The 25,419-nt window shown below is 75.9% G+C and carries 22 protein-coding genes; 9 read left to right on the forward strand and 13 right to left on the reverse strand.

All coding sequences use genetic code 11. The features are described 5' to 3' along the window. Positions 1–127 precede the first annotated feature (127 nt). The 4 genes from OG286_RS22715 to OG286_RS22730 form a co-directional block, all read right to left on the reverse strand. Positions 128–862 carry a hypothetical protein gene (locus OG286_RS22715; protein ID WP_396321890.1) on the reverse strand — a complete coding sequence of 245 codons (735 nt, stop codon included), beginning with the start codon at positions 860–862 and terminating at the stop codon, positions 128–130. A gap of 149 nt (positions 863–1,011) precedes the next feature. After that, positions 1,012–2,247 (reverse strand): ABC transporter permease, encoded by a 1,236-nt coding sequence (locus OG286_RS22720; protein ID WP_405360264.1) that lies wholly within the window; start codon positions 2,245–2,247, stop codon positions 1,012–1,014. Further along, positions 2,244–2,939, reverse strand: coding sequence for an ABC transporter ATP-binding protein (locus OG286_RS22725; protein WP_396321888.1), 696 nt, complete (start codon positions 2,937–2,939; stop codon positions 2,244–2,246). The genes OG286_RS22720 and OG286_RS22725 overlap by 4 nt, the downstream gene beginning before the upstream one ends. After that, on the reverse strand, positions 2,936–4,573 hold the full coding sequence (locus OG286_RS22730; RefSeq protein ID WP_405360262.1) for a peptidoglycan-binding protein: 1,638 nt from the start codon (positions 4,571–4,573) through the stop codon (positions 2,936–2,938). The genes OG286_RS22725 and OG286_RS22730 overlap by 4 nt, the downstream gene beginning before the upstream one ends. A gap of 352 nt (positions 4,574–4,925) precedes the next feature. Here OG286_RS22730 and OG286_RS22735 point away from each other — a divergent pair, with 352 nt between their 5' ends. Together OG286_RS22735 and OG286_RS22740 are read left to right on the forward strand one after the other, a co-directional pair. Continuing rightward, positions 4,926–5,480 carry a SigE family RNA polymerase sigma factor gene (locus tag OG286_RS22735; protein ID WP_405360260.1) on the forward strand — a complete coding sequence of 185 codons (555 nt, stop codon included), beginning with the start codon at positions 4,926–4,928 and terminating at the stop codon, positions 5,478–5,480. Positions 5,481–5,530: 50 nt separating this feature from the next. Continuing rightward, complete coding sequence (locus tag OG286_RS22740) at positions 5,531–6,466, forward strand: hypothetical protein (RefSeq protein ID WP_405360258.1); 936 nt, start codon at positions 5,531–5,533, stop codon at positions 6,464–6,466. 11 nt (positions 6,467–6,477) lie between these two features. On the opposite strand, the gene OG286_RS22745 is transcribed toward OG286_RS22740, so the two are convergent. The 8 genes from OG286_RS22745 to OG286_RS22780 form a co-directional block, all read right to left on the reverse strand. After that, positions 6,478–7,263, reverse strand: a complete 786-nt coding sequence (locus OG286_RS22745) for a type III pantothenate kinase (RefSeq protein WP_396321884.1) — start codon at positions 7,261–7,263, stop codon at positions 6,478–6,480. A gap of 31 nt (positions 7,264–7,294) precedes the next feature. Beyond that, on the reverse strand, positions 7,295–8,257 hold the full coding sequence (gene nadC / locus OG286_RS22750; protein ID WP_396321883.1) for a carboxylating nicotinate-nucleotide diphosphorylase: 963 nt from the start codon (positions 8,255–8,257) through the stop codon (positions 7,295–7,297). A 4-nt stretch (positions 8,258–8,261) separates the two neighbouring features. Next, positions 8,262–9,965 (reverse strand): L-aspartate oxidase, encoded by a 1,704-nt coding sequence (locus OG286_RS22755; RefSeq protein ID WP_405360255.1) that lies wholly within the window; start codon positions 9,963–9,965, stop codon positions 8,262–8,264. 17 nt (positions 9,966–9,982) lie between these two features. Continuing rightward, complete coding sequence (gene panD / locus OG286_RS22760) at positions 9,983–10,432, reverse strand: aspartate 1-decarboxylase (protein ID WP_396321881.1); 450 nt, start codon at positions 10,430–10,432, stop codon at positions 9,983–9,985. A gap of 92 nt (positions 10,433–10,524) precedes the next feature. Continuing rightward, entirely contained in the window at positions 10,525–11,430 is a 906-nt protein-coding gene (gene panC, locus OG286_RS22765) for a pantoate--beta-alanine ligase (RefSeq protein ID WP_396321880.1), read from the reverse strand. Between the two features lie 3 nt (positions 11,431–11,433). Further along, positions 11,434–12,378 carry a Rossmann-like and DUF2520 domain-containing protein gene (locus tag OG286_RS22770; protein ID WP_405360252.1) on the reverse strand — a complete coding sequence of 315 codons (945 nt, stop codon included), beginning with the start codon at positions 12,376–12,378 and terminating at the stop codon, positions 11,434–11,436. An 88-nt stretch (positions 12,379–12,466) separates the two neighbouring features. Next, positions 12,467–13,156: a response regulator gene (locus tag OG286_RS22775; protein WP_396321878.1), complete on the reverse strand. Its 690-nt coding sequence runs from the start codon at positions 13,154–13,156 to the stop codon at positions 12,467–12,469. Positions 13,157–13,208: 52 nt separating this feature from the next. After that, complete coding sequence (locus OG286_RS22780; protein ID WP_396322071.1) at positions 13,209–14,402, reverse strand: sensor histidine kinase; 1,194 nt, start codon at positions 14,400–14,402, stop codon at positions 13,209–13,211. Between the two features lie 165 nt (positions 14,403–14,567). On the opposite strand from OG286_RS22780, the gene OG286_RS22785 reads away from it, so the two are divergent. After that, the gene (locus OG286_RS22785; protein ID WP_396321877.1) at positions 14,568–15,584 is read left to right on the forward strand and encodes an SAM-dependent methyltransferase; all 1,017 of its coding nucleotides are present in this window, start codon (positions 14,568–14,570) and stop codon (positions 15,582–15,584) included. Continuing rightward, on the forward strand, positions 15,581–16,750 hold the full coding sequence (locus OG286_RS22790) for an NADH-quinone oxidoreductase subunit D (RefSeq protein WP_396321876.1): 1,170 nt from the start codon (positions 15,581–15,583) through the stop codon (positions 16,748–16,750). The genes OG286_RS22785 and OG286_RS22790 overlap by 4 nt, the downstream gene beginning before the upstream one ends. Positions 16,751–16,769: 19 nt before the next feature. On the opposite strand, the gene OG286_RS22795 is transcribed toward OG286_RS22790, so the two are convergent. Further along, positions 16,770–17,579 carry a hypothetical protein gene (locus OG286_RS22795; protein WP_405366078.1) on the reverse strand — a complete coding sequence of 270 codons (810 nt, stop codon included), beginning with the start codon at positions 17,577–17,579 and terminating at the stop codon, positions 16,770–16,772. Positions 17,580–17,836: 257 nt separating this feature from the next. On the opposite strand from OG286_RS22795, the gene OG286_RS22800 reads away from it, so the two are divergent. From OG286_RS22800 to OG286_RS22820, 5 genes are all read left to right on the forward strand, one after another. Next, on the forward strand, positions 17,837–18,262 hold the full coding sequence (locus tag OG286_RS22800) for a hypothetical protein (RefSeq protein WP_405365758.1): 426 nt from the start codon (positions 17,837–17,839) through the stop codon (positions 18,260–18,262). Positions 18,263–18,346: 84 nt separating this feature from the next. Then, a complete protein-coding gene (locus OG286_RS22805; RefSeq protein ID WP_396321874.1) occupies positions 18,347–21,319 on the forward strand; it encodes a toxin glutamine deamidase domain-containing protein in 2,973 nt (990 codons plus the stop codon). Between the two features lie 178 nt (positions 21,320–21,497). Continuing rightward, the gene (locus tag OG286_RS22810; RefSeq protein WP_396321873.1) at positions 21,498–22,838 is read left to right on the forward strand and encodes an SUKH-4 family immunity protein; all 1,341 of its coding nucleotides are present in this window, start codon (positions 21,498–21,500) and stop codon (positions 22,836–22,838) included. Positions 22,839–23,039: 201 nt separating this feature from the next. Next, positions 23,040–23,903: a glycerophosphodiester phosphodiesterase gene (locus OG286_RS22815; protein ID WP_396321872.1), complete on the forward strand. Its 864-nt coding sequence runs from the start codon at positions 23,040–23,042 to the stop codon at positions 23,901–23,903. 91 nt (positions 23,904–23,994) lie between these two features. Next, entirely contained in the window at positions 23,995–24,957 is a 963-nt protein-coding gene (locus OG286_RS22820; RefSeq protein WP_405360248.1) for a Ppx/GppA family phosphatase, read from the forward strand. Positions 24,958–25,419 lie beyond the last annotated feature (462 nt).

Here is a 25,419-nt window from a genome sequence, read left to right on the forward strand (position 1 = left end):
GCAGCACACAGTCATACCAGTGGGGTGATCATCGGGGCTGCCCTTTGACGATCACTGTTCGGCAACGAAGAGACGAGGAGAGAGGGGCGGCGGGCCGTCGGCCCGCCGCCCCTCTCGGCCCTCCCGGTCAGCCGGTGCCGGTGGCGAGTTCCAGTTCCTCCTCCGGCGCGGCGGGGGGAGCGGGGCGGGCCGGAGGCTTGGGGCGGCGGCCGAAGAGCTCGGCCGGGGTGGGCATCCGGTGCGGGCGGGGCGCGGACGCGGGGGTGGCGGGCTGCTCGGTGCCGGCGTCGGTGCTGCTCATCGGAATCCGTCCTCCAACAGGGGTGGGGAGACTGCTCGGGGGTGCGGCGGGGCTCGGTACGGCGACGAGGTGGCGCTGGCCGGTGGTGAGGGCGAGCCGTTCGCGGACGGCGGCCTCGGCCAGCGCGTGGCAGCGGCCGGCCAGCCGCGAGCGGCGGGTCCGCTCGCTCTGGCCGCAGGGCTGGCGGGTCAGGCCGCGCAGCGCGGTGAGGTCCTCGGGCCCCGGGAGGTAGCCGTCGGTCACCGCCTCCTCCAGGCGTTCCAGGTAGCCGCGGGCGCTGCCGGGCAGCGCGGCCCGGTAGCGGCCGAGGTCGGCGAGCAGGAAGGTGCGCAGCCGGCCGCCCTCCTGGACGGCTTCGTCGATCGCCTCGGTCAGGCGCAGGGCCTCCTGGACGTCCTCGGCCCACATGTCCGCGCCCGCGCCGGCGAACGGCAACCGGTCGGGGGCCTGGAGATGGAGGGGGGCGGCAGGGTGCAGGGCTTGGGCGAGGGCGCGGCGCAGCACGCGGACTTCGTCGGCGCTGAAGGCCATGCCGCCGCGCGATCCGTGTGGCGTAGGCATGGGTTGACACTACGTGAGGAATATCCGATTTGTCGGTAACGTCGCGCCGACGCCCCACGTTCGGCCCGCCGGATGCCCGCGGATTTCCCGTGGACGAAGGGCCCGGGCGGGGGCCGGGGCCGCCCGCCCGACGCCGGACCGGTGCGGCGTCAGCGTCGCAGCGCCTCCGCCGGCTGGATCCGGGCCGCGCGCCAGGCCGGGTAGACGCCGGCCACCAGGCCGGTGGCGAGGCCGAGGACCGGCGCGGCGGCCACCGTCGCCGGGTCGACGACCGGGGTCCAGTCGCGGGCCAGCGCCACGCCGAGCACCGTGAGCACCCCCAACGAGGTGCCGACCAGGCCGCCGACCAGCCCCAGCGAGGCCGACTCGGCGAGGAACTGGCCGGTGATGTGGCGGCCCCTGGCGCCCAGCGCCCGGCGCAGGCCGATCTCGCCGGTCCGCTCCAGGACGGCCACCAGCGTGGTGTTGGCGATCCCGGCCGCGCCGATCACCAGGCAGAGCCCGGCGAGCAGCAGGAAGAGCCGGTCGAGGTCGGAGGTGACGTCGGAGCGCAGCGTGCGCGGGTCCGGGGGCGGCACCGGCTTGAAGTTCTCCGGGTGGGCCGGGTCCAGGGCGAGCGCGGCCTCGTCGGCGATCTGCCGGGCCGCGCCGATCCTGGTGGAGATGACCATCTTCGCCCGGCTCCGGTCGGGCGGGCCCCAGAGCCTCTCGGCGGCCCCGCGCGGCACGGTGACGGAGAGCAGCAGGTCGGCCTTGCGGCGGACGTCGCCGACGATCCCGATGACGCTGAACGGCTTGCCGTCCAGGAAGATCGCGGGCTGGGTGTCCAGCGTGGTGATCCCCAGCCGGGCCGCCACCGCGGCGCCGATCACGGCGACCTGCCGGCCGGTGCCGTCGTGCCAGGAGTCGAAGGTCCGGCCCTGGACGAGCTGCGGCCCGGCCGCCGCCAGCACGCCGGCCGAGGCGGCGACCACCGCCACCTGCTCCCCGCCGTTCTGCCGGCCGACCGGCGCGGCCCGGACGGCGCCGGTGGCCTGGCGCACCGGCCAGTAGACGCCGGCCGCCTCGACCCCGTTCAGCCGCTGGATCCGGGCGTCGGCGTCGGAGGGGAAGGAGAGCGCGGTCAGCTCCGGCCGCGGCCCGCCGGTGTCCTCGACGTTCACCTCGGTCGCGGTCAGCACGCTGAACCGGGAGTCGATCCGGGAGGAGGCGGTGGCGGTCAGCCCGAGGACGGCCACGAAGGCGCCGACCCCGAGGACGGTCCCGAGGCCGGTCAGCGCCGAGCGGGCAGGTTGCTGCAGCAGCCCGGCCAGGGCCTCGGAGAGCAGGGCGCGCAGCGGCAGCCGGGACGGCTCGACCACGGGGGTACGGCGGCGTAGCCTCATGCCGCGGCCACCTCCCGCAGCACGCCGTCGCGGATCGCCACCGTCCGTCGGCCGCGGGCGGCCACCTGCGGGTCGTGGGTGATCAGCAGGACGGTCAGGCCCCGCGCGTGCAGCTCGTCCAGCAGGGCGAGGACGGACTCCGCGGTGGCGGTGTCCAGGTTGCCGGTCGGCTCGTCGCAGAGCAGCAGGGAGGGCCGTCCGACCAGCGCCCGGGCGATCGCGACCCGCTGCCGCTCGCCGCCGGAGAGCCGGGTCGGCAGGGCGTCCAGCCGGTGGGCCAGGCCCACCTGGACGAGGGCCGCGCGGGCGCGCTCCCGTCGCTCGGCGGCGGCCCGGCGGCCGCGGGCCGCCGTGTACAGCAGGGCGAGGGCGACGTTCTCGGCCGCCGAGCGGTGCGGCAGCAGGTGGAAGGACTGGAAGACGAAGCCGATCCGGCGCCCGCGCAGCGCGGTGCGGTCGCCGTCCGGGAGTGCGCCGGTGTCGATGCCGTCCAGCAGGTACCGGCCGGTGGTGGGGGTGTCCAGCAGGCCGGCGAGGTTGAGGAAGGTGGACTTGCCGGAGCCGGACGGCCCGATCACCGTGACGTACTCGCCCGGGGCGACGGCCAGGTCGCAGGGCCTGAGGGCGGCGACCGGGGGCGGCCCCGGGTAGGTCAGGCCGACCTGGCGGAACTCGACGACGGGGGTGCTCACGGGGCGCCCGCCCCGGAGGCGTCCTTCACGCCGACGATCACCTGGTCGCCGGGCCCGACCGCGCCCTCGGTCAGCGGCCGGACCTCCGCGCAGCCGCCGCCGACGGTGCCCGGGGCCACCTCCACCCGGCGGCGCCGCCCGTTCTCGTAGACCGTCACCACGGTCTTGCCGTCGGCCGTCGCGGAGACCGCCGACAGCGGGACGACCAGCACCGGGCCGGCCGAGGAGGCGGCCTGGACGGTGAGGCGGACGTCCTGGCCGGCCAGCTTCGGGTCGAGCGGGGCGTCCGGCTGGATGACCAGCTGGTAGCCGGCCGGCCCGCCTCCCTGACCGCCGCCGACCTGCTGGCCGGTGCCGCCCTGGGTGCTGCCGGGGGCGGACTGCTGGCCGTCGCCGGGGGCGTCGGCGACGGCCGCCACCTTGGCGGTGGCCTTGGCCCCGGTCACCTCGGAGAGGATCTCGACCGGCTGGCCGGGGTGGACCAGGCCCTTGTCGGAGACGGTCAGCGTGCCCTTGACCACCAGGGCCCCGGCCGAGACGGTCAGCACCCTGCCGCTGACCTCGCCGCCGATCCGGCCGGTGACGGCGTCCACCCGGGCGGGGAAGCCGGACAGGAAGAGCAGTTCGGCGGCCGGGACCATCGGGCCGTCGGCGGCTGTGACGTCGGCGGCCTTCTTCCGGAGCCTGGCGAGGTCCTCGCCGGAGCGGGTCACCTGCTTCTGGGCGGTGTCGACGGCGGTGCGGGCGGCGTCCACCGGGCTCTCGCCGGCGGAGCCCGGGCCGGCGGAGCCCGTGCCCGTGCCGCCGGGCGGCGGGGTGGCCGGCGCGCCTGCCATGGCCGTCGCGGCGCCCGGGGCCTGGGCGGACTGCTGGGCCCGCTGGGCGGCCACCGCGTCGTCGTACCGCTTCCGGGCGGCCTTCAGAGCGTCCTTGGCGTCGGACAGCGCCCGATCGCCGCCGGTCACCGCGTCCTGGGCGGCCGACACCTGGGCGTCCCCGTCCGGCGAGGCCGGCAGCGGGTCGTAGCCGTGCGCCGCGTAGAACGCCTTCACCGCGGTCTTGGTCGCCGCCCCGTAGGTGCCCGCAGGGTCGCCGTCCGAGCCGAATCCGAGCTCCTCCAGGGCCTGTTGGAACTGTCGGACGTCCTGTCCGGTGGCCCCGGGCTTGAGGTCCCGGTAGACGGGGAGGTCGCCCTTGAGCGCGAACACCGGCCGCCCGGCCACCTCCAGCACCGGCTGCCCGGCCTGGGCCCGGTCGCCGGCCTTCAGCGGCAGTTTGGTCACCACCGGCCTGACCCCGCCCGCCCCGCCGCCGGCCGGCGCCACGTCCACCGACTGGCCGGCGCTGACCTGTCCGCGGACCACCACCGAGTCGGTCAGCACCCGCTTCTCCACCGGGGCGGTCAGCACGTCCGCCGGCGGGGGTTCGCTCTCCGCCGCCGCCTGCGCGGGCGACTTGATCACCAGTGAGGCGGCCAGCCCGCCGCCGGAGAGGGCGACCGCGGCCGCCACCACGGCCAGCAGCAGCCGTCTGCGCCGCCGCAGCCCGCGCCGCCCGGACTCGTCCTCCAGCGGCTCCGGCCCCCCGGCCGGGGTGTCCCCGGCCGTCACCTCCGGCTCCTCGAACTCCGTCACGCCCCCACCCTCGATCCGGCCGACCGTCCACGGCCAATCAGGTCTGTATACAACAGTATTGATGAACTGTCAGGACCGTCTTGACCTTGCGGAAGGGCCCGGGCCGCCGCGCTCGGCCGGCCTCGTCGCCCCTTGCGGATCCGCGCCCGGGGCAGGGGCGTTCCGCGCGGAGAAGGCGCGGTGCCCGTACGAGCGGCGGTCATGGGACAGGCGGGCCTCGACCGGTGGCAGCCGCCGTGCCGGCCTGCCGGCCGGACCGGTCGCGCCGGAGATCCTGCGGGCGTCTGTAACATCCCCGGCCCGCCGCCGGTCATTCAGGTGTAGGGGAAAACGAGGCAGGGGAGCCCGGCAGATGGCACGAGAAGGTCAGCTTCGGACGGCGGGGGTCCGGGACCGGGACGAGAACTTCCGGGCCTTCGCGGCGGCCCGCACCCCGCACCTGTACCGCACCGCCTGCCTCCTCACCGGCGGGGACACCCACCTGGCGGAGGACCTGGTCCAGGAGACCCTCGGGCGGATCTACGCCCAGTGGCACCGCACCTCCTGGCTCGTCCCGCGCGCCCGGATCGACAACCCGGCGGGGTACGCGCACACCGTGCTGGTGCGCGCCTTCCTCTCGCACCGCGGCCGCCGCAGCAGCGGCGAGCAGCCCGTCGGCGCCGTCCCGGACGGCGCCGCCCGGGAGAGCGACCCGGCGTTGCGGCTGACCCTGGTCGACGCGCTCGCCAGGCTCGCGCCGCGCGACCGGGCGGTGCTCGTCCTGCGCTACTGGGAGGACCGCAGCGTCGAGGAGACCTCCGAGATCCTTCGCAGCAGTTCGGGCGCGGTCCGCACCCGGACGGTCCGGGCGCTCGACCGGATCCGCGCCGTACTCGGCGACAGCCTCGGCGAGCTCGCCGGGCGTTGAGCCGGCTCGCCCCACACACCCGACCGACCGACCTGAAACGGTGGTTCAGCATGCCCGCAGACCGGGACCTTCCCGACACCCAGTACGAGCAGGACTTCGCCGAGGCGATCAGCCGCGCGGGGGAGGTGTTCCACGCCGAGACCACCCCGCTGGTCGACTCCGGCTGGGCGTACGGCCGCCGGCTGCGCCGCCGCAGGCGGGCGTCGGTGCTGGCCGGAGCCGCCGCGCTGGCGCTGATCGGGGTCGGCGGCGTGGCCGCGAGCGGCGCGGTGGGCGGCTCCGGCAAGGCCGGCCCAGCGTCCGCCGGGGATCCCTCGGCCGCACAGGTCTCCGGGCAGGAGTTCCTGGCCATGCTGACCGAACTGCTGCCGGCCGGGGCGACCGAGGTGGGGGAGGCCCGGGGGACGGAGAACGACATCCCGCAGCTCCGGCTGACCCTGGACGACGGCCACGGCGCGGTGCAGTACCTGCTCTGGATCGCGCGGCTGGCCGGGGTGAGTGCGGACCGCGGGTGCCCCGCGCAGCTGGGCGGGGACGCCTGCACCGCGAGCACCCTGGCGGACGGCTCCGAGCTGGTGGTCTACCAGGCCGGCACGCGGGACAACGAGCCGGCCGGAAGCAAGATGTGGTCCGCAAACCTGTACGCCAAGGACGGCTACCAGGTGCAGCTCCGGGAGTGGAACCGTAAGCCGCTGGAGAACGGCTCCCCGATCACCCGCGCGGACCCTCCGCTGAGCCCGACGCAGCTCGCCGCGGTGGCCGCCGACCCACGCTGGAAGCGCGTCGCGGACGCGCTGCCGAAGGACGGCCGACTGCGCAACGGCATCCTCAACGGCACCCCCGTCGCCGACCTCCGGGCGGCGATCGAGTCCGCGGCCGCCGCCCAGAGCGGGAAGCCGCAGTCGGGCCCGGTGACCTTCCCCGCCGTCGCCCCGACCGCCTCGGTCGGGCCGACGTCCGAGGCCTCCCCGTCACCCCACGGGTAGGGCCCGGCGCCTCAGCTCGGGCGGTTGCGCTCGTACACCAGGCGCAGGCCGATCAGGGTCAGCCAGGGCTCGTGCACGTCGATCGTGGCGGCCTCGCCGAGGACCAGCGGGGCCAGCCCGCCGGTGGCGATGACCTGGACGTCGTCCGGGTCCTTGGCGAGCTCCCGGGCCATCCGGTCGACCAGGCCGTCGACCTGGCCGGCGAAGCCGTAGAGGATGCCGGACTGCATGCCCTCGACGGTGTTCTTGCCGATCACGTTGCGCGGCCGGGCCAGCTCGATCTTGCGCAGCTGGGCGCCGCGCGCGCCGAGCGCCTCCACGGAGATCTCGATGCCGGGGGCGATCGCCCCGCCGACGTAGTCGCCGCGGGCGTTGATCGCGTCGAAGGTGGTGGCGGTGCCGAAGTCGACCACGATGCACGGGCCGCCGTACAGGTGGTTGGCGGCCAGCGCGTTGACGATCCGGTCGGCGCCGACCTCCTTGGGGTGGTCCATCAGGACGTGCACGCCCGTCTTCACCCCGGGCTCCACGATCACCGCGGGGACGTCACCGTAGTAGCGGCGCGTCACCTCGCGGAACTCGTGGAGCACCGAGGGGACGGACGAGCAGATCGCCAGGCCCTCCACCGCGGCCTCGTTGACCGCGGTGTGCGAGCCCATCAGCCCCTGCAGGAGGACCGCCAGCTCGTCGGCCGTGCGGCGCGGATCGGTGGAGATCCGCCAGTGCTCGGCCACTTCCTCGCCGTCGAACAGGCCGAGTGTGGTCTGGGTGTTGCCGACGTCGATGGTGAGCAGCATGGGTGCCTTCTGCGTGAGGGGCGATCAGGTGTCAGGCGCGCAGGTCGAGGCCGATGTCCAGGATCGGCGAGGAGTGCGTGAGCGCGCCCACGGCCAGGTAGTCCACACCAGTCTGGGCGACCTCGTGCGCGGAGGCCAGGGTCAGGCCGCCGGAAGCCTCCAGCCGGGCGCGGCCGGCCACCAGCTCGACGGCCTCCTTGAGCTGCGGGACGGTGAAGTTGTCCAGCAGGATGAGGTCGGCCCCGGCGTCCAGCACCGGCGGGATCTGCTCCAGGGTGTCCACCTCGACCTCGACCGGCAGGTCGGGGTAGGCGGCCCGGACGGCCCGGAACGCCTCGGCGACGCCGCCGGCCGCGATCACGTGGTTGTCCTTGACCAGGGCGGCGTCGGAGAGCGCCATCCGGTGGTTGGCGCCGCCGCCGCAGCGGACCGCGTACTTCTGCAGCGCCCGCAGGCCCGGGGTGGTCTTTCGGGTGTCGCGGACCACCGCGCCGGTGCCCTCCAGGGCGTCCGCCCAGGCGCGGGTGGCGGTGGCGATGCCGGAGAGGTGGCAGAGCAGGTTGAGCGCGCTGCGCTCGGCGGTCAGCAGGTCGCGGGTGCGGCTGCGGACGGAGAGCAGCACCTGGCCGGCCTCGACCCGGTCGCCGTCCTGGACGTGCCGCTCGACCTCGAACTCCTCCTCGCAGACCAGCGAGACGACGGCCTCGGCGATCCGCAGGCCGGCCACCACGCCGGCCTCGCGGGCGGTGAAGTCGGCGGTGGCGACGGCCTCGGCCGGCACGGTGGCGACCGAGGTGACGTCCTCGCCGCCGGCCAGGTCCTCGGCCAGCGCCAGGGTGGCGATGTCCTCGACCTCGATCGGGTCCAGCCCGGCCTCCTCCAGCAGCTCGGCGAGCTGCGGGTCCAGGCCGGTCTCGTAGCCCTCGCCGTCCCCGCACGCGCAGCCGTCGCCGCAGCCGCCGGCCATCGGGAGTTCCTCGTGGGAGTGGGTCATGGTTCTACTGCTCCTCAGGGGTGCTGACAAGGTCGCCGGAGGCGGTGAGGGTGGTGATCAGGTGGCGCTGCCAGTGGGCGTCGTCCCGCTCGGGGAAGTCCTCGCGCCAGTGGCAGCCGCGGGTCTCGGCCCGCTGCGCTGCGGCCGTGACCAGGGCGGTGGCGACCAGCAGCAGGTTGGCGGCCTCCCAGGTCTCCACCCGGGGGTCGGCCGGCTTCTCCTCGGCGACGTCCGCGGACGCGTCCCCGGCCCGGCGGCTGTGAGGTGCCCCCGGCCCGGCGAGCAGGGCGAGCCCGGCGGCGGTGTCGGCCATCGACGCGTCCGAGCGCAGCACGCCGGCGCCGCGCGACATCAGCCGCTGGATCTCGGCGCGCGCCTCGGGCGCAGGCAGCGGCACCGCGTGCGCGGCGCGGGCGGCCGCGACGTCCACCGACCGCTCGGGCAGGTCGCCCGCGCGGTGCCGGCCGGTCAGGTCGGCGGCGATCCGCTCGGCGAAGACCAGGCCCTCCAGCAGCGAGTTGGACGCCAGCCGGTTGGCGCCGTGCACCCCGGTGCAGGCCACCTCGCCGCAGGCGTACAGGCCCGGGACGGTGGTGCGGCCGTGCAGGTCGGTGCGGATGCCGCCGGAGGCGTAGTGCGCGGCCGGGGCGACCGGGATCGGCTCGGTGACCGGGTCGATGCCGTGCGCGCGGCAGGAGGCGAGGATGGTCGGGAATCGCTGCTCCCACATCTCGGCGCCGAAGTGCCGCCCGTCCAGGTACATGTGGTCGGTGCCCTGCAGCTGCATCTGACGGGTGATCGCCTTGGCGACGATGTCGCGCGGGGCCAGCTCCGCCAGCTCGTGCCGGCCGAGCATGAACCGGGTGCCGGCCGCGTCGACCAGGTGCGCGCCCTCGCCGCGGACCGCCTCGGAGACCAGCGGCTGCTGGCCCTCGGCCTCCGGGCCGAGCCAGAGCACGGTCGGGTGGAACTGGACGAACTCCAGGTCGGTGACCTCGGCGCCGGCCCGCAGCGCGAGCGCGACGCCGTCGCCGGTTGAGACCGCCGGGTTGGTGGTCGCCGAGAAGACCTGGCCCATGCCGCCGGTGGCGAGCACCACCGCGCGGGCCCGGATGGCGCCGACGCCGTCGCGCTGGCCCTCGCCCATCACGTGCAGGGTCAGGCCGGCCGCGTGGCCGTCGGCGTCGGTCAGCAGGTCGAGGACGAGGGCGTGCTCGATCAGCTCCAGGCCCGGGTCGCTGCGCACGGCGGCGACCAGCGCGCGCGATATCTCGGCGCCGGTGGCGTCCCCGCCCGCGTGCGCGATCCGGCGCCGGTGGTGGCCGCCCTCGCGGGTGAGCAGGATCTCGCCGTCCTCGCCGCGGTCGAAGGCGGCGCCGGTGGCGATCAGGTGGCGGACGGCCTCCGGGCCCTCGGTGACGAGGGTCCGCACGGCCTCCTCCTCACAGAGCCCGGCGCCCGCCACCAGGGTGTCGTCCAGGTGCTGCCCGGGGGTGTCGCCCTCGCCCAGGGCGGCGGCGATGCCGCCCTGGGCCCAGCGGGTGGAGCCGTCGTCGAGCATCGCCTTGGTGACCACCACGGCCCGCAGGCCGGCCTTGCGGACGTTGAGGGCGACGGTGAGGCCGGCCACGCCGGAGCCCACCACGACGACGTCGGTGGTGGTCGTCCAGCCGGGGGCGGGGGCGGCGAGGCGGTGCGTGACGGACATGGCGTTCAGTGGCTCCTTCAGCGCGCGGCGGTCGGGGCCGCGTCGTTGCCGTCACCGTACGCCTGGTCGCCGCGGAGCAGCCCGGTGCCCTCCCCGGCCTCGGCGGGGTCGCCGCCCATGCCGGTGATCCGGTTGTCGGCGTCCACGAAGACGACCTTCGGCTCGTAGCCCTTGGCCTCGGCGGTGTCCATCTGCCCGTAGGCGATGAGTATGACGAGGTCGCCCGGGTGGACGAGGCGGGCGGCGGCGCCGTTGATGCCGATCACGCCGGAGCCGCGCGGGCCGGCGATGGTGTACGTCTCCAGCCGGGCGCCGTTGTTGATGTCGACGATGTGGACCAGCTCGCCGGGGAGCAGGTCGGCGGCGTCGAGCAGGTCCTCGTCCACCGTGACGGAACCGACGTAGTGCAGGTCGGCCTGGGTCACGGTGGCCCGGTGGATCTTGGACTTGAGCATGGTGCGGAGCATTGGGGGTCACGCCTCCTGTGAGTGCATGCCTGGGGGTTGCCTACCGGATTCGCCCGGGTTGCCGGGCGGTTCTGTGCTTCGTGCCCATCCGCCTAGCGGCAGATGACGTGGACGTTGTCGATCAGGCGGGTCGAGCCCACCTTCGCGGCGACGGCCAGCACCGCCTCGCCCTGGAAGTCGTCCGCCGCATCGGTGAAGGCGTGCGGGTCGATCAGGGCGAGGTAGTCGAGGGTGACGCCCTCGGCGGCGTCCAGGACGGCCGCGGCGGCCTCGCGGACGGCCTTCGGGCCCTGCGCGGCCACGTCGCGGCCGGCGAACAGCGCCTTGGAGAGGGCCGCCGCGTGCACGCGGTCCTCGTCCGAGAGGTAGCGGTTGCGGGAGGAGAGCGCCAGCCCGTCCTCCTCGCGGATCGTCGGAACGCCCACGATCTCGACGTCGAAGTCCAGGTCGGCCACCATCCGCTGGATGATCGCCAGCTGCTGGGCGTCCTTCTCGCCGAAGAAGGCGAAGTCCGGGTCGGTGATGTGCAGCAGCTTGGCGACCACGGTCAGCACGCCGTCGAAGTGGCCGGGGCGGGTGGCGCCCTCGTAGCGCTCGCCCATCGGGCCGGCCGCCAGGCGCACCTGGGGCTCGCCGTTCGGGTAGACCTCGTCGACGGACGGCGCGAAGACCACGTCGGCACCGGACTCCTCGGCGAGCCTGACGTCGTCGTCCAGGGTGCGCGGGTAGCGCTCCAGGTCCTCGCCCGCACCGAACTGCAGCGGGTTGACGAAGACGGTGACGGCGACCCGGCCCTCCCGGCCGACCTGCTTGCGGGCGGCCCGGATCAGCGCGGCGTGGCCCTCGTGCAGTGCGCCCATGGTCATCACGACCGCGTTGTCCACCGGCTGCTCGTCCGGCCAGAAGGCCGCCTCGAAGTCGGCGACGGTGCGCGTCACGACGGCCCGGTGGACCTTGGGTGCCCGCTGGGCCTTGCCCGGCTGCTTGCCGCGTGCCATTGGTCAGCTCTCCTCGTTCAGTACGTCCAGCAGCGCCGCCGCCGACGCTTCGTCGATCGTCCCGTGCGCGAGCGCCCGCTGGGCGGTGGCGCGGGCCATCGCCCGGTAGGCGGCCGGGATGTCCGGGGACACCGTACTGAGCTGCGCCAGGTGGCGCCGCACGGTGCCGCTGTCGCCCCGGGCGACCGGGCCGGTCAGGGCCGCGTCGCCGGAGCGCAGGCTGTTGTCCAGGGCGGCGCCGAGCAGCGGGCCGAGCAGCCGGCCGGGTTCGGCGACCCCGGCGGTGCGCAGCAGCTCCAGGGCCTGCGCGACCAGCGTGACCAGGTGGTTGGCGCCGTGCGCGAGGGCCGTGTGGTAGAGCGGGCGGACGTCTTCCGGCACCCACTCGGGCTCGCCGCCCATCTCCACCACCAGCGCCTCGGCGACCGGGCGCAGCTCCTCGGGGGCGGTCACCCCGAACGGGCAGCCGGCGAGGCGGGCGAGGTCGACGGAGGTGCCGGTGAAGGTCATCGCGGGGTGCAGTGCCAGCGGCAGCGCCCCGGCCCGGGTGGCGGGCTCCAGGACGGCGACGCCGTGCGCGCCGGAGGTGTGCACGAGCAGCTGGCCCGGGCGGACCGAACCGGTCGCGGCCAGGCCGGCGACCAGGTCGGCCAGGGCGTCGTCGGGGACGGTGAGCAGCACCAGGTCGGCGGCGGCGAGGACCTGCGGCGGGGTGACGATCCGTACGCCCGGCAGCAGCGCGTCGGCGCGTCGGCGGGAGGCGGCGGAGACCCCGGAGGCGGCGACCACCCGGTGCCCGGCGAGCTGGAGGGCGGCGCCGAGCGCGGGGCCGACCCGGCCGGTGCCGACCACGCCGACGGCGAGCCGGGCGGGGCGGTTGCCGGGGTCGGCCGGGTCGCCGAAACCGTCGGCGAGCGGGGTGAAGTCGGCACTGTCGGCACTGCTCACGGCTCGGCCCTGGTCCTCACTCTCCGTTCCGGTCCTCCTCGGGTACCGGACGCACCGGCCCATTCTACGGGCGCGGCCCGGCGCGCCTTCAATCCGTGGCGCCGGCCCGGATCAGACCCGCCTCGTAGGCCAGGACGACGGCCTGGACCCGGTCCCGCAGGCCGAGCTTGGCCAGGATCCGGCCGACGTGGGTCTTCACGGTGGCCTCGGAGAGCACCAGCCGCGCGGCGATCTCGCCGTTCGACAGGCCCTGGGCGACCAGCAGGAAGACCTCGCGCTCGCGCTCGGTGAGCGGGCCGAGGGTGTCCGGGCCGGGCGCGCTGGCCGGGGTGGGCAGCACCTCGGCGAAGCGGTCGATCATGCGGCGGGTGGTGGTGGGCGCGACCACCGCGTCGCCGCCGTGCACGGCGCGGATCGCGGCCACCAGCTCGGTCGGCGGCACGTCCTTGAGCAGGAAGCCGCTGGCCCCGGCCTTGAGCGCGGCGAAGGCGTACTCGTCGAGGTCGAAGGTGGTGAGGATGAGGACGTGCGGGGCGTCCGGCAGGGGGCTGCCGTCCTCGGCGAGGCAGATCCGGCGGGTGGTCTGCACACCGTCCAGGCGGGGCATCCGGACGTCCATCAGGATCACGTCCACCTCGGTGTGCTTCAGCTTCTCCAGGGCCTGCGCGCCGTCGCCGGCCTCGGCGGCGATCTCGATGTCGCCCTGCGACTGCAGGATCATCCGGAAGCCGGTGCGCAGCAGCTCCTGGTCGTCGACGAGCATCACGCGGATGGTCAAGGTGGCTCCTAGTTCGGGGGCGGCGCGGTAGGGGCGTTCGGGGGCGGCCCGGTCAATGGGCTGCCTTGAGCGGTAGGACGGCCCGGATCCGGAAGCCGCCGCCGGGGCGCGGCCCGACGTCGAGGCTGCCGGCGACCATGCCGACCCGCTCGCGCATGCCGATCAGGCCGTGGCCCTGGCCGTCGATGCCGCCGGTGGCCAGCTGCTCGTCGGTGGAGCCGCGGCCGTCGTCCTCGACCAGGACGGCCAGCTCGCGCTCGCCGAAGTCGACCGCGACCCGGGCGTGCACGTCGGGGCCGCCGTGCTTGCGGACGTTGGTCAGCGCCTCCTGGACGATCCGGTAGACCGTCAGCTCGACGCCGCGGGGCAGCTCGCGGAGGTTGCCCGAGGTGGCGAACTCCACCTGGAGGCCGGCCGTGCGGACCTGGTCCAGCAGCTCGGGCAGCTCCTCGACGCCCGGCTGCGGCACGTACTCCTCGGCGGTGTCGGCCGTCCGCAGCACGCCCAGCAGGCGGCGCATCTCGACCAGCGCCTGGCGCCCGGTGGAGGCGATCGTGCCGAGGGCCTCCTTGGCCTGCTGCGGCGAGTTGTCCAGGACGTACGCGGCGCCGTCGGCCTGGACGATCATGACGGAGACGTTGTGCGCGACCACGTCGTGCAGCTCACGGGCGATCCGCGCCCGTTCGGCGGCGACGGCCACCTTGGCCTGGGCGTCCCGCTCGCGTTCCAGCCGGGCGGCGCGGTCCTCCAGCTCGACCAGGTAGGCCCGGCGCACCCGGGTCAGCCGGCCCCACGCCCAGCAGAGGATGAAGGGGCTGGTCATCAGCGCCATGATGAGGAGCGTCTCGCCGACGCCGTAGGGGTGGAGAGTGGTCGTCCTGGTTTCCGGGTGGTACGTGCTCTTGAGCAGCCCCTGCTGCCAGAAGACCAGCGGTCCGGCGGCCAGGCCGGCGGCGAGGGCCAGTCTGGAGATCCAGGCGGAGCCGAAGGCGGCGCCGGTGTACGCGAAGACGAGGTAGGCGATGCTGGAGGAGCCCGGGTCGACGTTCAGCGCGACCTGGGTGAGCCCGATGACGACGGCGGCGGCCACCGTGAGGTCGGGCCGGCGCCGCCGGAAGACCATCAGCAGCGGCAGGGTGATCGCCACGGCGAGCTGCACGCCCCCGCGCCACCCCTCCTCGCCGGCGTCGCTGGGCAGCACCCCGAAGAACAGCACGATCGCCGCCCAGGCGGAGTCGACCACCATGGGGTGACGGCGGAGCCAGGCGTTGAGTCGTTGCACGTCTCAAGCGTAGGCAGTCGCACAGTGTGCCCAGGTCCGCCGGGAGGGCGATCCGTCCTACTCCCTAGGTCGGAGAAGCCCCCGCTCCGTTTGGGAGGGTGCGCCCGGATCCCGGTAGCGTCCCGCTGCATGACTTGGATGCGGTGGCAGCCCGCCATGGAACGGGCCCTGTACGACCCGGACGGCGGCTTCTACCGCAGGCCGGAGGGCCCGGCCGGGCACTTCCGCACCTCCGTGCTCGCCTCCCCGCTGTTCGCCCGTGCGGTGGCCCGGCTGCTGCTTGAGGTTGACGCGGCCCTCGGCCGTCCGGAGGAGCTGGCCTTCGTGGACGTCGGGGCGGGCCGCGGCGAGCTGCTGGCCGGCGTGCTGGCCGAGCTGCCGGACGCGGTGCGGGCCCGGCTGCGGCCGTACGGCGTGGAGATCGCCGACCGGCCGGACGCACTGCCGTCCACAGCCCTGTGGACGGACGAGGTGCCGAGCGGGGTCACCGGGCTGCTGTTCGCCAACGAGTGGCTGGACAACGTGCCGCTGGACGCCGGCGAGGTGGACGAGGACGGGGTGCTGCGCTACGTCGAGGTGGACACCGTGACGGGCGCCGAGCGCCCGGGCGGGCCGGTGGACGCGGCGGACGCCGCCTGGGCCGCCCGCTGGTGGCCGGTCCGCGACCCGGGGGCGTACGTGGAGTTCGGCGGGCCCCGGGACACGGCCTGGGCGCGGGCCGTCGGCGGGCTGGAGCGCGGCCTCGCCGTCGCCGTCGACTACGGGCACACCGCCGCCCGCCGCCCGCCGCTGGCCACCCTGACCGGCTTCCGGGCCGGACGCGAGGTGCCGCCGGTGCCGGACGGATCCCGCGACGTCACCGCGCACGTGGCGCTGGACGCGGTGGCCGTGCCCGGTCTCCACAGCCTGTGGACGACGCAGCGCGACGCCCTGCGGGCGCTCGGCGTCAGCGGCGCCCGCCCGGCGCTCGCCCTGGCCTCCACCGACCCCCTCGCCTACCTGCGGGCGCTCGGCGGTGCGGGCGAGGGCGCCGAGCTGACCGACTCCGCGGGCCTGGGCGCGTTCGGCTGGCTCGCGCAGACCGTCCGCATGCCGGTACCGGAGAGCCTGGGGATGCTGCCGGGATGGCAGACTCTGGGGTCATGAGGGAGACCACGGTCGGCATCGGGGCGGGAGCCGAGAACTTCACGGGCGAGGCGGGCACCACCGACATGGTGCTCAACATCGGCCCGCAGCACCCCGCGACCCACGGCGTGCTGCGCCTGAAGCTGGTGCTGGACGGCGAGCGGATCGTGACCGCCGAGCCGGTGATCGGCTACATGCACCGCGGCGCGGAGAAGCTCTTCGAGGCCCGCGACTACCGGCAGATCATCATGCTGGCCAACCGGCACGACTGGCTCTCCGCCTTCGCCAACGAACTGGGCGTGGTGCTGGGCGTCGAGCGGATGCTCGGCATGGAGGTGCCCGAGCGCGCGGTCTGGATCCGCACCCTGCTCGCCGAGCTGAACCGGGTGCTCAACCACCTGATGTTCCTCGGCTCCTACCCGCTGGAGCTGGGCGGGATCACCCCGATCTTCCACGCCTTCTCCGGCCGCGAGGACCTCCAGCACGTCCTGGAGGAGGCCTCCGGCGGCCGGATGCACTACATGTTCAACCGGGTCGGCGGCCTCAAGGAGGACCTCCCGGCCGGCTGGCTCGGCCGGGTCCGTGCGGCGGTCGCCACCGTCCGGTCGCAGCTGCCGGTCTTCGAGGACCTCGTCCTCGGCAACGAGATCTTCCGCGCCCGCACCGCCGGCGTCGGCGTGCTCAGCAGGGCGCACGCCGAGGCGTACGGCGTCAGCGGGCCGATCGCCCGCGCCAGCGGGCTCGACTTCGACCTGCGCCGCGACGAGCCCTACCTCGCGTACGGCTCGGACGAGCTGCGCTCGGTGCTGACCGTGGTCACCCGCGAGGAGGGCGACTGCCTGGCCCGCTTCGAGTGCCTGCTGGAGCAGACCGTCAACGCGCTGGACCTCGCCGACGCCTGCCTCGACAAGCTGGCCACGCTGGCGCCCGGCCCGGTCAACCTGCGGCTGCCCAAGGTGCTCAAGGCCCCCGAGGGCAGCACCTACGCCTGGACCGAGAACCCGCTCGGCGTCAACGGCTACTACCTGGTGTCGCGCGGCGACAAGACGCCCTGGCGGCTCAAGCTCCGCTCGGCGTCCTTCAACAACATCCAGGCGCTGACCGAGCTGCTGCCCGGCACCCTGGTCGCCGACATGGTGGCGATCCTGGGCTCGATGTTCTTCGTCGTCGGGGACATCGACAAGTAGGCCGCCGAGCAGCCCGCGCCTACGGCTGCTTCTTCTTCGGCTTCGCCGGGTCGGCCGGGTGCGGGGCCACCCTGCGGTCGCCCTTCGTGGCGATCCGCTGCTCGCAGAGGCCGGCCAGCACGTCGTACGCGGCCTTGCCCATCAGCTCGGTGAGCTCGGGGCGGTAGCTGACGTACACCGGGTCCGCGCCGGTGTGCGCGTCCGGGCTGCCGGTGCACCACCAGTGCAGGTCGTGGCCGCCCGGGCCCCAGCCGCGGCGGTCGTACTCGCCGATGGTGACCTGGAGGTAGCGGGTGTCGTCCGGGCGGTCGATCCAGTCGTAGGTGCGGCGCACCGGGAGCTGCCAGCAGACGTCCGGCTTGGTCTCCAGCGGCTCCTTGCCCTCCTTGAGGGCGAGGGCGTGCAGGGCGCAGCCGACGCCGCCCGCGAAGCCCGGGCTGTTGACGAAGATGCAGGCGCCGTTGACCCGGCGGGTCTGCCGGTCGCCGTCCTCGTCGAGCATGGTGATGCCGCCGTCCGGCTTGATCCGGCCCTTGGCGTCGGTGCCGTGCGAGAAGTTCTCCCAGAGCTCGGGCGTCAGCCGGGCCGCGTGGCCGGCCACGCGCTGCTCGTCGTCCTCGTCCGAGTAGTGCGCGCCGAGCGTGCAGCAGCCGTCCGACTCGCCCCGGCCCTCGCGGATGCCCTGGCAGCCCCGGCCGAAGATGCACGACCAGCGGGAGGTCAGCCAGGTGAGGTCGCAGCGGAAGACCTGCTCCTCGTCGTCGGGGTCGCCGAACTCGACCCAGGCGCGCGGGAAGTCGAGCGGGACCTCGGTACGCAGGGTGGGCATCGCGAGGTCGACCGCGGTGGTGCCGGTCTTGGACTTCTTCTTGGACGTGTCTGCTGCTGCCACTCGGCAAGGGTAGAGCCTCGGCGCCGGTGCGAACCGCCCGTGGCTTGGGCATTTGCGACGATTCCACCGGGTGACGGCAGGGGTACGCCGCGTCGGCGGGCGTGAAGGCGGGGTGAAGAGGTCCCCGGCGTGCTGCGGGAGCGCCCGGAAGCGGCCCTAGGATGGCGGCCGGTCCGCTACGGGGAGGTACGGGGATGGCCAGCGGCAGCAGCACAGGCGGGTCCGGAGGCGGCAAGTTCGTCATCAAGCCGTGGGAACTGCACGGCGAGGGGCGGGAGTTCGAGAAGATCTCGCAGGACTTCGGGAAGGCGACCGCCACCCTGGAGCAGGCGCTCGCCGCGCTCGGCAGCCCGTGGGGGCTGGACAAGCCGGGCAGCGGGTTCGCCGCCGTCTACAAGGACGCGCACGGCGGGCTGCTCGGCGGCCTGCGCGGGCTGGCCGGCCGGCTCGGCCAGGTCGGCTCCGGGCTGCACACCATGGCCGAACGGACCGCGGACGCGGACACCTCGGCCGCGACGGGGTTCGGCGGCGGGGCGGGGCCCGGCGCGGCGGTGCCGGGCGGGAGGCCGGGCGCAACCCCTGCGGGCGGAAAGACCGTCCCCAAGGACATGTCGGCCTGACCTCCGGCCCGTCCGGCCGGTGCGGCCGATGGCCCGCACGGCGAAGTCCGCAGTTCGAAGACCGCACGTCGAAGGGGGAGGCACGTGTCCCGGAAACTGCCCGAGGAGCTGGCGCCGGTACTGGCCAGGACCGGTCACCAGTGGCCGCAGGCCGACGAGGACGGGCTGCGCAAGGCAGCCGGACTCTGGCGCGAGTTCGGCACCGAGGCCGAGCGCCTCGGCAAGCGCGGCGGGGACTCCGCCAAGCGCGTCGCCGGGGACAACTCCGGCCGCGCGGTGGAGGCCTTCGAGGCGTACTGGCAGGCGTTCAGCGGGAGCGGCAAGGGCCACCTGGACGACGCCCACTCCGCCACCGGCCTGATCGCCGGCGCCTTCGACAAGGCCGCCCGGGCCGTCGACAGCTGCAAGGGCGACATCGTCGCCACCCTCACCGAGCTGGCCGCCGAGCTGAAGAAGGCCGAGGAGCAGGCGGCCAAGGCCAAGGAGGCCGCGGCCGCGATCGCCGCCGCCACCCAGACCACCCAGAGCGGGGGCAGCGCCCCCGGCGGCGTCTTCGGGGGGCTCCGGCAGGGCGTCAACGCCATCGCGACCGGGGTGCAGAACGCCGCCACCGAGAAGGTCGCCGAGGTGACGGCGGCGCTCGCCGTCGAGGCCGCGAAGCTGAAGATCGGCGGGCTGCTGGACGAACTAGGCCGGGCCATGAAGGACGGGCTGAGCGGCACGCTCAAGGAGCCCGCCGTGGTCGCCATGCTGCGCCTCGGGCCGGACGGGGGCCCCGGCGGCGTCCGCCCGGCCTCGTACACCACCGGCCCCGGCGGCGCGTTCGACCCGCTGGCCGCCGGCCTGCCCGCCGCGCTCGGCGAGCCCGGCGTGCTCGGCGCGGGCGGCGCCGGCCTGGCGGTGGTGGTCGGCAAGGACGGCAAGCCGGTGATCGGCGAGGACGGCAAGCCGGTCGTCGGCGTCCCCGGGCTCGCGGTCAAACTGGACGAGACCGGCCGGCCGGTGCTGGACGAGCTCGGCAACCCGGTCATCGTCCGGGCCGACGGCACGCCGGTCGCCGACCCGAGCGGCCTGCTCGTCGTCCAGGGCGCGGACGGCAGGCCGGTGGTCGGGGTGGAGGACCTCACCGTCAAGGTCGACGAGCACGGGCGGCCGGTGCTCGGCAAGGACGGCCGGCCGGTGCTGACCGACAAGGACGGCAAGGAGGTCGTCGTCCCGCTGTCCGACCTCGCGGGGGGCGGCAAGGGGAACGGCCACGGGCTCGACGGCAAGCCGGGCGGCCCGCTCGCCGACGGGCCGGGGGCAGTGCTGCCCGGCGCGCCGGGCGCCCCCGTGGCACCCGGGACGGGGGTGACCGGGGCCGGGCCGGACGATCTGGTGATCATGGCCGGAGCCGACGGCAACGGGCACGGCCGTGGCGGCGGGCCGGGCTCCTCGGGCGGCCCCGGCGCGGACGCCTCCGCCGCCGACGGCGGCCGGGCGCCGGTGCGGACCGGCCCGGTGACCGGTGGCGGCGACTGGTCGCCGCCACCCGCCCGCCCGGACACCCCGGACCGGCCGGCCGCCCCGGCGCACCACGGCGGCGGGGGCGGCGGCCCGGCCGAGGGGGACTACAACCTGGCGCCGGCCACCCCGGCCGCGGCCTCGTACGCCTCCGGCGGCGGCGCGCCCGTCACCGTGCGGACCGACTCCGTGCTCGCCCCGCCCGCGCCGTCGGCGCCCGCCTCGTACCCGTCGTACACGCCGGGGCCGGACGCGCCGTCGGCCGGCGGCGCCTCGCACGGCGGCACCTCCTACAACGGCCCGTTCAACGTGCCGGTCGGGGCTGGACCGGCCGCGGGTCCGACCGGCCCCGGCCCGCTCGGCGGCGGGTCGGCCGGCTACGGCGGTGGTTACGGCGGCGGCTACAGCGCCGCCCCGCCGGCGGCCGGGCAGGGCACGGCACCGTTCGGCGGCGGCGTCGCCGGTCCGCCGGCCGGTGGCGCCCACCCCGGTGCGCCGGTACCGGCCGGGCCCGCCGGGCCCGCCGGAGTGGTCGGCGTCCCGGTCGGCACGGGCAGCCCGGCGCCCGGCGGGTCCGCGGCGCCCGGCGCCTCCGGGCAGCACGCCCCCGGCGAGGCCCGGCCCGGCGCCGGGCCCGGTGGCGGCCCGCGCGCCGCCACCGGCACCCCGCACCCCGTCACCACACCTGGCCCGCTGATCGTGCCGCCGCCCCCGGCCGCCCCGCCGTTCGCCGGCCCCGGCACCGGGCGCCCCGAGTTCCACCCGGGCGACCAGCGGCGCCGCCCCGACGGCTCCCCGGCCGAGGGCCAGACCGGGCTCGACTGGGCCGCCGTGCCCGTCGCCACCGCCCACGCGATGGCCCTTCAGCTCGCCCTGCGGGGGAGGCGCGGCACCGCCCCCGACGAGCTCGTCCTCCGGCTGCGGACCATCGCCGACAGCCGCCCCTACGGGCTGCCCGGCGGCCTCGGCCCCGTCGACCCCGAGCATCAGCGGGAGATCGAACGCCGCGCGCCCCGGGACGCCGACGGCCTGCCGCTGCGTCACCCCGACCCGGCGGCCGGCGGCTGGGCCGAGGTCGTCAACGACGGCGGGCACCGCGGGCCCGGCCGGGCCAACAACAGCCTGGAGATCGCCCTCTCCGCCGTCGACACCTTCACCGGCCGCCCGACCTGCGCGGCCCCGCGCATCCCCACCGAGGGCGACGCGGGCGAACGCGGCGGGCGGGACCGCGCCGAACGGGAACTCGGCGCACCCTTCCGCGACCTCGGCGACGGCGGAACGGCCTTCGGCCGGCTTGCCGGCGAGCTGCGGCGGGCCGGCCACGGCGCCCAGGCCGTGCTGCTCACCCTGGACGGCTTCGGCCGCCCGCACGCCTGGAACGCCGTCAACCACGAGGACACCGTGACCTACCTCGACCACCAGGTCGGCCGCCAGGGCCACGCCCCCCTGCACGACGCCGCCCACGGCCTCTGGGCCATCGCCCTCGACCCCGACGGCCGCCCCCTCGACCTCGCCGCCCGCCGCCCCGACTTCGCCACGGCCCAGGCCTCGTGACGTCCCGTCCGTCCGCCCGGCGCCGTCTCCCCGGGAGGGGGCCGGGCCGGCCGGTGCGCCGGCGGCGCGTGGGATCCTGGCAGGTGGCCGGTGGGGGGCCGGAGGCCGGACCGGCGCTCCGGTGCCCGCCGTCCGGTCCGTCCGTCCGTGCTCGCGCCCATGCAAGGAGCTCCACCACGTGACCACCCGCGCGCAGGCGATCGAGGCCGCCCACCGCTGGATCAACGGCGAGCTGCCGAGGGCTTCGGCCGACGGTTCGACCGGGAGCCGGCGGGTGCACTCGCACGAGTTCGAGCTGGGCTGGGTGGTCTGGGCCGAGCCGTCGCCGGCCCGGGTCGACCCGCTGACGGGGGAGCGGCGGGCTCCCGAGGAGGTGGGGGCGGCCTGTGCGGTGGTGGACCGGGAGACCGGGCGGTTCACCGTCTGGCCGTCGGTGCCGGTGGACGCGGTGGTCGCGCTCTACCGGGACTTCCTCGGTGCGGGCGCCCACGACCCGGCCCGGCCGCCGGCCACCGGCCGGGGCACCCGGGCCGAGCTGACCTACCGGGACGACCTGGGCGAGGTGCGCTCGCTGGCGCTGCGTTCGGCGCCCGGCCTGCCGCACCCGGCGCTGCGCGGCTGGTGGTGGCTGCGCGAGCAGGGCGTGCGGGCCGAGCACATGCTGTCCGTCCACACCGACCTGCGGCTGAGCGCGCTGCCCGGCGGCTACTGGGCGTACGCGCTGGCGGCCGAGCTGCCGGACGTCCGGGTGGGCTTCGACCTGCCGTACGGGCCGTACTTCGACCACCGTGCGGCGGCCGTCCGCGCCCTGCCGCCCGAGGCGCCCGAGGGTCCCGGGGCGCCCGAGGGGCCCGGGGAGGGTGCGCCGGCCCGCAACAGGGTGCCGTTCCCGCGCACTCTGCCGCCGGTGCCCGCCGAGCCGGACGGGGTGCTGGCGGCCCGGCTGGTGGAACGGTTCGGCGCCGGCGGCGTCCAGAGGTTCGACCCGGCGGACGTCGCCCGGGCGGACCTGCCGGAGGCCTCCGCCCGCGTCCTGCTGACGGTCGGCGTGCCGGTGGCGGTCGAGGGCTTCTTCGCGCTGCACCACCCCCGGCCGGACGCGATCGCGGACGGCACCCGGCCCGGTACGGTGCTGCCGCCGCTCGCCGGCCACCTGGCGGAGATCGGCCGCGGCACCCGGGTGGCCGAGCGGGAGCGCCTGGCCCTGGCCCCGCAGCTGCTGCTGGGCACGGACGGCTGGGCGCTGATCACGGTGGACACCGCCTGCGGCGCCGTCCGGGCGGTCGACCCCGACTACGCCACCGCCCGGCACTGCAACGACGGGCCGGCGTCCTTCGTCCGCTGCCTGGCGCTGTTCGCCGAGCGGCTGCCCGGCCTGCGCGGGCTCGACCCGTTGGCCGCCGGGGCCGCCGTCGACGCCTTGCAGCGCGGGTTGGCGGCGATCGACCCGACCGTCTTCGACGACCCGGAGAACTGGTGGGCCGTCATAGTCGAGCAGCTCTGGGACGGCCTGCTGTGACGGCGCAGGCGGGCGCGTGCGTCCGGGTGATCTGCGGTGCTCCGCGGCCGGGGCGTCCCGGGGAGCGGGCGCACCCCGAGGTGAGCCGACCGTACTGTCGGGTTGTCGGATCATCTTGACGATTCCTGGCCGACCTCCGACGTTCCCTCCGAACGCCCGCCTCCGCCGCGGCGTCCGCAACAGAGCTGGAGCCCCGCCGCCGTGACCACGTCGCCCCGCGCCGCCCGCACGGCTGTGTTCGCCGCCCTCGCGGTGCTGGCCGCCGCCTGCGCCTCCGACCCCGGGCTGCGCGCCCGCCCGGCCGCCGCCCAGCCGGTCTGCGCCCCGCCGGTGGTGATCGGCCACCGGGGCGCGCCGCTCGACGCCCCCGAGAACACCATGGCCTCCTTCGAGAAGGCCCTCCAGCAGGGCGCCGACTGGCTGGAGACCGACGTCCAGACCACCCGGGACGGCGTTCCGGTGCTGATGCACGACGCCACCGTGGACCGCACCACCAACGGCAAGGGCGCGATCGCCGACCTGACCTCCGCCCAGCTCGCCGAGCTGCGGGTGACCGTCGGCCCCGGCCCGGCCGAACCGGTGCCGACCCTGGAGGAGTTGCTGAGGCGGCTGGCCGGCACCGGCGTCCCGCTTCTGATGGAGCTCAAGTGGCAGCGCGCCGAGGACGTCTCCCGGATCGCCGGGATCGCGGCCGGCAGCGGCGCCCGGGTCTTGCTGTACTCGTTCTCCGCCGAGCACCTGCGCCAGGCCCACGCCGCCGCCCCCGGCCTGCCGGTGGTCCTCATCCAGGGCGCCGGCATCGCCGAGGACCCGGGCGGCCTGCCGCTGCACGGCATCGCCCTCGACGCCACGCTGGCCACCGCCTCCCGGATCGCCGCCGAGCACGGGGCCGGCCGCGAGGTCTACGTCTGGACACTGGACGACGAGGAGTCCTGGCAGCTGATGACCGAGCGGGACGCCGACGGTCTGATCACCGACACCCCCGCCCGGGCCCGCCGTTGGGCGGACGCCGACTGCCGCACCGGGAGCCCGGAGGCCGCCCCGCGACGCGCCCGCGTGCACTGAGCCGGGGCCCTCCCGGCCGACCGGCCCGGACCAGCACCGATACCGCCGTGCCAGGTCTGCCCCGGGGCAGGATCGCGTAGCGTGGAGAGTTATGCGACTCGGTGTGCTCGACGTAGGTTCCAACACGGTCCACTTCCTCGTGGTGGACGCCCATCCCGGGGCCGCCCCGCTGCCCGCCTACTCCCACAAGGCCGAGCTGCGGCTGGCCGAACTCCTCGACGGGCAGGGCGCGATAAGCGGACCAGGCGTCGACAAACTGGTCGGCATGGTCGCCTCCTCGCTGCGGGTCGCCGAGGACAAGGGCGTCGTCGACATCCTGCCGTTCGCCACCTCCGCCGTCCGGGAGGCCGCCAACGGCGAGGAGGTGCTCCGCCGGGTCGCCGAGGAGACCGGCGTCGAGCTGCGGGTGCTCTCCGGGCAGGACGAGGCCCGGCTCACCTTCCTGGCCGTCCGCCGCTGGTTCGGCTGGTCCTCCGGCCGGCTGCTCAACCTCGACATCGGCGGCGGCTCGCTGGAGATCGCCTGCGGGCTGGACGAGCAGCCCGACGTCGCCTGCTCGCTGCCGCTCGGCGCCGGCCGCCTCACCGGCCGCTGGCTGTCCGGCGACGTCGCCGACCCGGAGGATCTGCGCGGCCTCAGACGCCACATCCGGGCCGAGATGGCCGCGGTGGTCGGCGAGATCGCCCGGCTCGGCGCGCCGGACCACGCCGTCGCCACGTCCAAGACCTTCAAGCAGCTCGCCCGGATGACCGGCGCCGCCCCCGCCGACGCCGGCCCCTACGCGGACCGGCGGCTCACCCGCAGCAACCTCTCCGCCTGGCTGCCCCGGCTCTCCGCGATGACCGTCGCCGAACGGGCGCAGATCCCCGGCGTCTCCGAGGGCCGCGCCAAGCAGCTGCTGGCCGGCGCGCTGGTCGCCGACGCCGCGATGGACCTCTTCGGCCTGGACGAGCTGGACGTCTGCCCGTGGGCGCTGCGCGAGGGCATCATCCTGCGCCGTCTGGACACCATGGACAGCCCCACCGACCGCCGCCGTCCCGCCCTCACCACCTGAGGGCCGTCCGGACCGACCCCGAGAGCCCTGCTCCCCGTTCCGGGCGCGGTCCGCTTACGCTGTCTCCCGTGGCGCAAGCAGCGGGCGAGGACGGGACGCAGGAGGGCCGCGCACCCGGGGACGGGCAGCCGCGGCCGGACGCCCCGCGCCGCACGCGCCCGGCCGGCGGGGAGGGCCCCGCGGAGGGTCCGGACGGGACGGCCGGCCGCTCCCGCAAACTCGGCAAGGTGGTGAAGGGCGTCCGGGCGGCCAAGGCGGCGACCGCAGCCGAGACCGCGGCGGCGGCGAAGAAGGCCGCCGGCGGGGTCGACCGGAAGGCTGCGGAGAAGGCCGGACGGAAAGCCACCCGGAGCGCCGCACAGCAGAGCGCGCAGGACGCCCCGGAGAAGGACGCCCCGGAGAAGGCCACCCGGGAGAAGGACGCCCCGGAGGAGGCCACCCGGGAGGAGGCCACCCCGGCCG

Origin of the sequence: Kitasatospora sp. NBC_00039, from assembly GCF_045160625.1 — a bacterium.
Taxonomy (GTDB): domain Bacteria; phylum Actinomycetota; class Actinomycetes; order Streptomycetales; family Streptomycetaceae; genus Kitasatospora.

Excerpts from the sequence above, each read along its gene's own strand:
- OG286_RS22745 (WP_396321884.1), bottom strand. The coding sequence starts at position 7,263 with ATGCTGCTCACCATCGACGTCGGCAACACCCAGACCACACTCGGCCTG.
- OG286_RS22740 (WP_405360258.1), top strand. The coding sequence starts at position 5,531 with ATGCCCGCAGACCGGGACCTTCCCGACACCCAGTACGAGCAGGACTTC.
- OG286_RS22715 (WP_396321890.1), bottom strand. The coding sequence starts at position 862 with ATGCCTACGCCACACGGATCGCGCGGCGGCATGGCCTTCAGCGCCGAC.
- OG286_RS22780 (WP_396322071.1), bottom strand. The coding sequence starts at position 14,402 with ATGGTGGTCGACTCCGCCTGGGCGGCGATCGTGCTGTTCTTCGGGGTG.
- OG286_RS22820 (WP_405360248.1), top strand. The coding sequence starts at position 23,995 with ATGCGACTCGGTGTGCTCGACGTAGGTTCCAACACGGTCCACTTCCTC.
- OG286_RS22755 (WP_405360255.1), bottom strand. The coding sequence starts at position 9,965 with ATGTCCGTCACGCACCGCCTCGCCGCCCCCGCCCCCGGCTGGACGACC.
- nadC (WP_396321883.1), bottom strand. The coding sequence starts at position 8,257 with ATGACCCACTCCCACGAGGAACTCCCGATGGCCGGCGGCTGCGGCGAC.
- panC (WP_396321880.1), bottom strand. The coding sequence starts at position 11,430 with ATGGCACGCGGCAAGCAGCCGGGCAAGGCCCAGCGGGCACCCAAGGTC.
- OG286_RS22735 (WP_405360260.1), top strand. The coding sequence starts at position 4,926 with ATGGCACGAGAAGGTCAGCTTCGGACGGCGGGGGTCCGGGACCGGGAC.
- OG286_RS22795 (WP_405366078.1), bottom strand. The coding sequence starts at position 17,579 with ATGCCCACCCTGCGTACCGAGGTCCCGCTCGACTTCCCGCGCGCCTGG.
- OG286_RS22800 (WP_405365758.1), top strand. The coding sequence starts at position 17,837 with ATGGCCAGCGGCAGCAGCACAGGCGGGTCCGGAGGCGGCAAGTTCGTC.
- OG286_RS22790 (WP_396321876.1), top strand. The coding sequence starts at position 15,581 with ATGAGGGAGACCACGGTCGGCATCGGGGCGGGAGCCGAGAACTTCACG.
- OG286_RS22720 (WP_405360264.1), bottom strand. The coding sequence starts at position 2,247 with ATGAGGCTACGCCGCCGTACCCCCGTGGTCGAGCCGTCCCGGCTGCCG.
- panD (WP_396321881.1), bottom strand. The coding sequence starts at position 10,432 with ATGCTCCGCACCATGCTCAAGTCCAAGATCCACCGGGCCACCGTGACC.
- OG286_RS22785 (WP_396321877.1), top strand. The coding sequence starts at position 14,568 with ATGACTTGGATGCGGTGGCAGCCCGCCATGGAACGGGCCCTGTACGAC.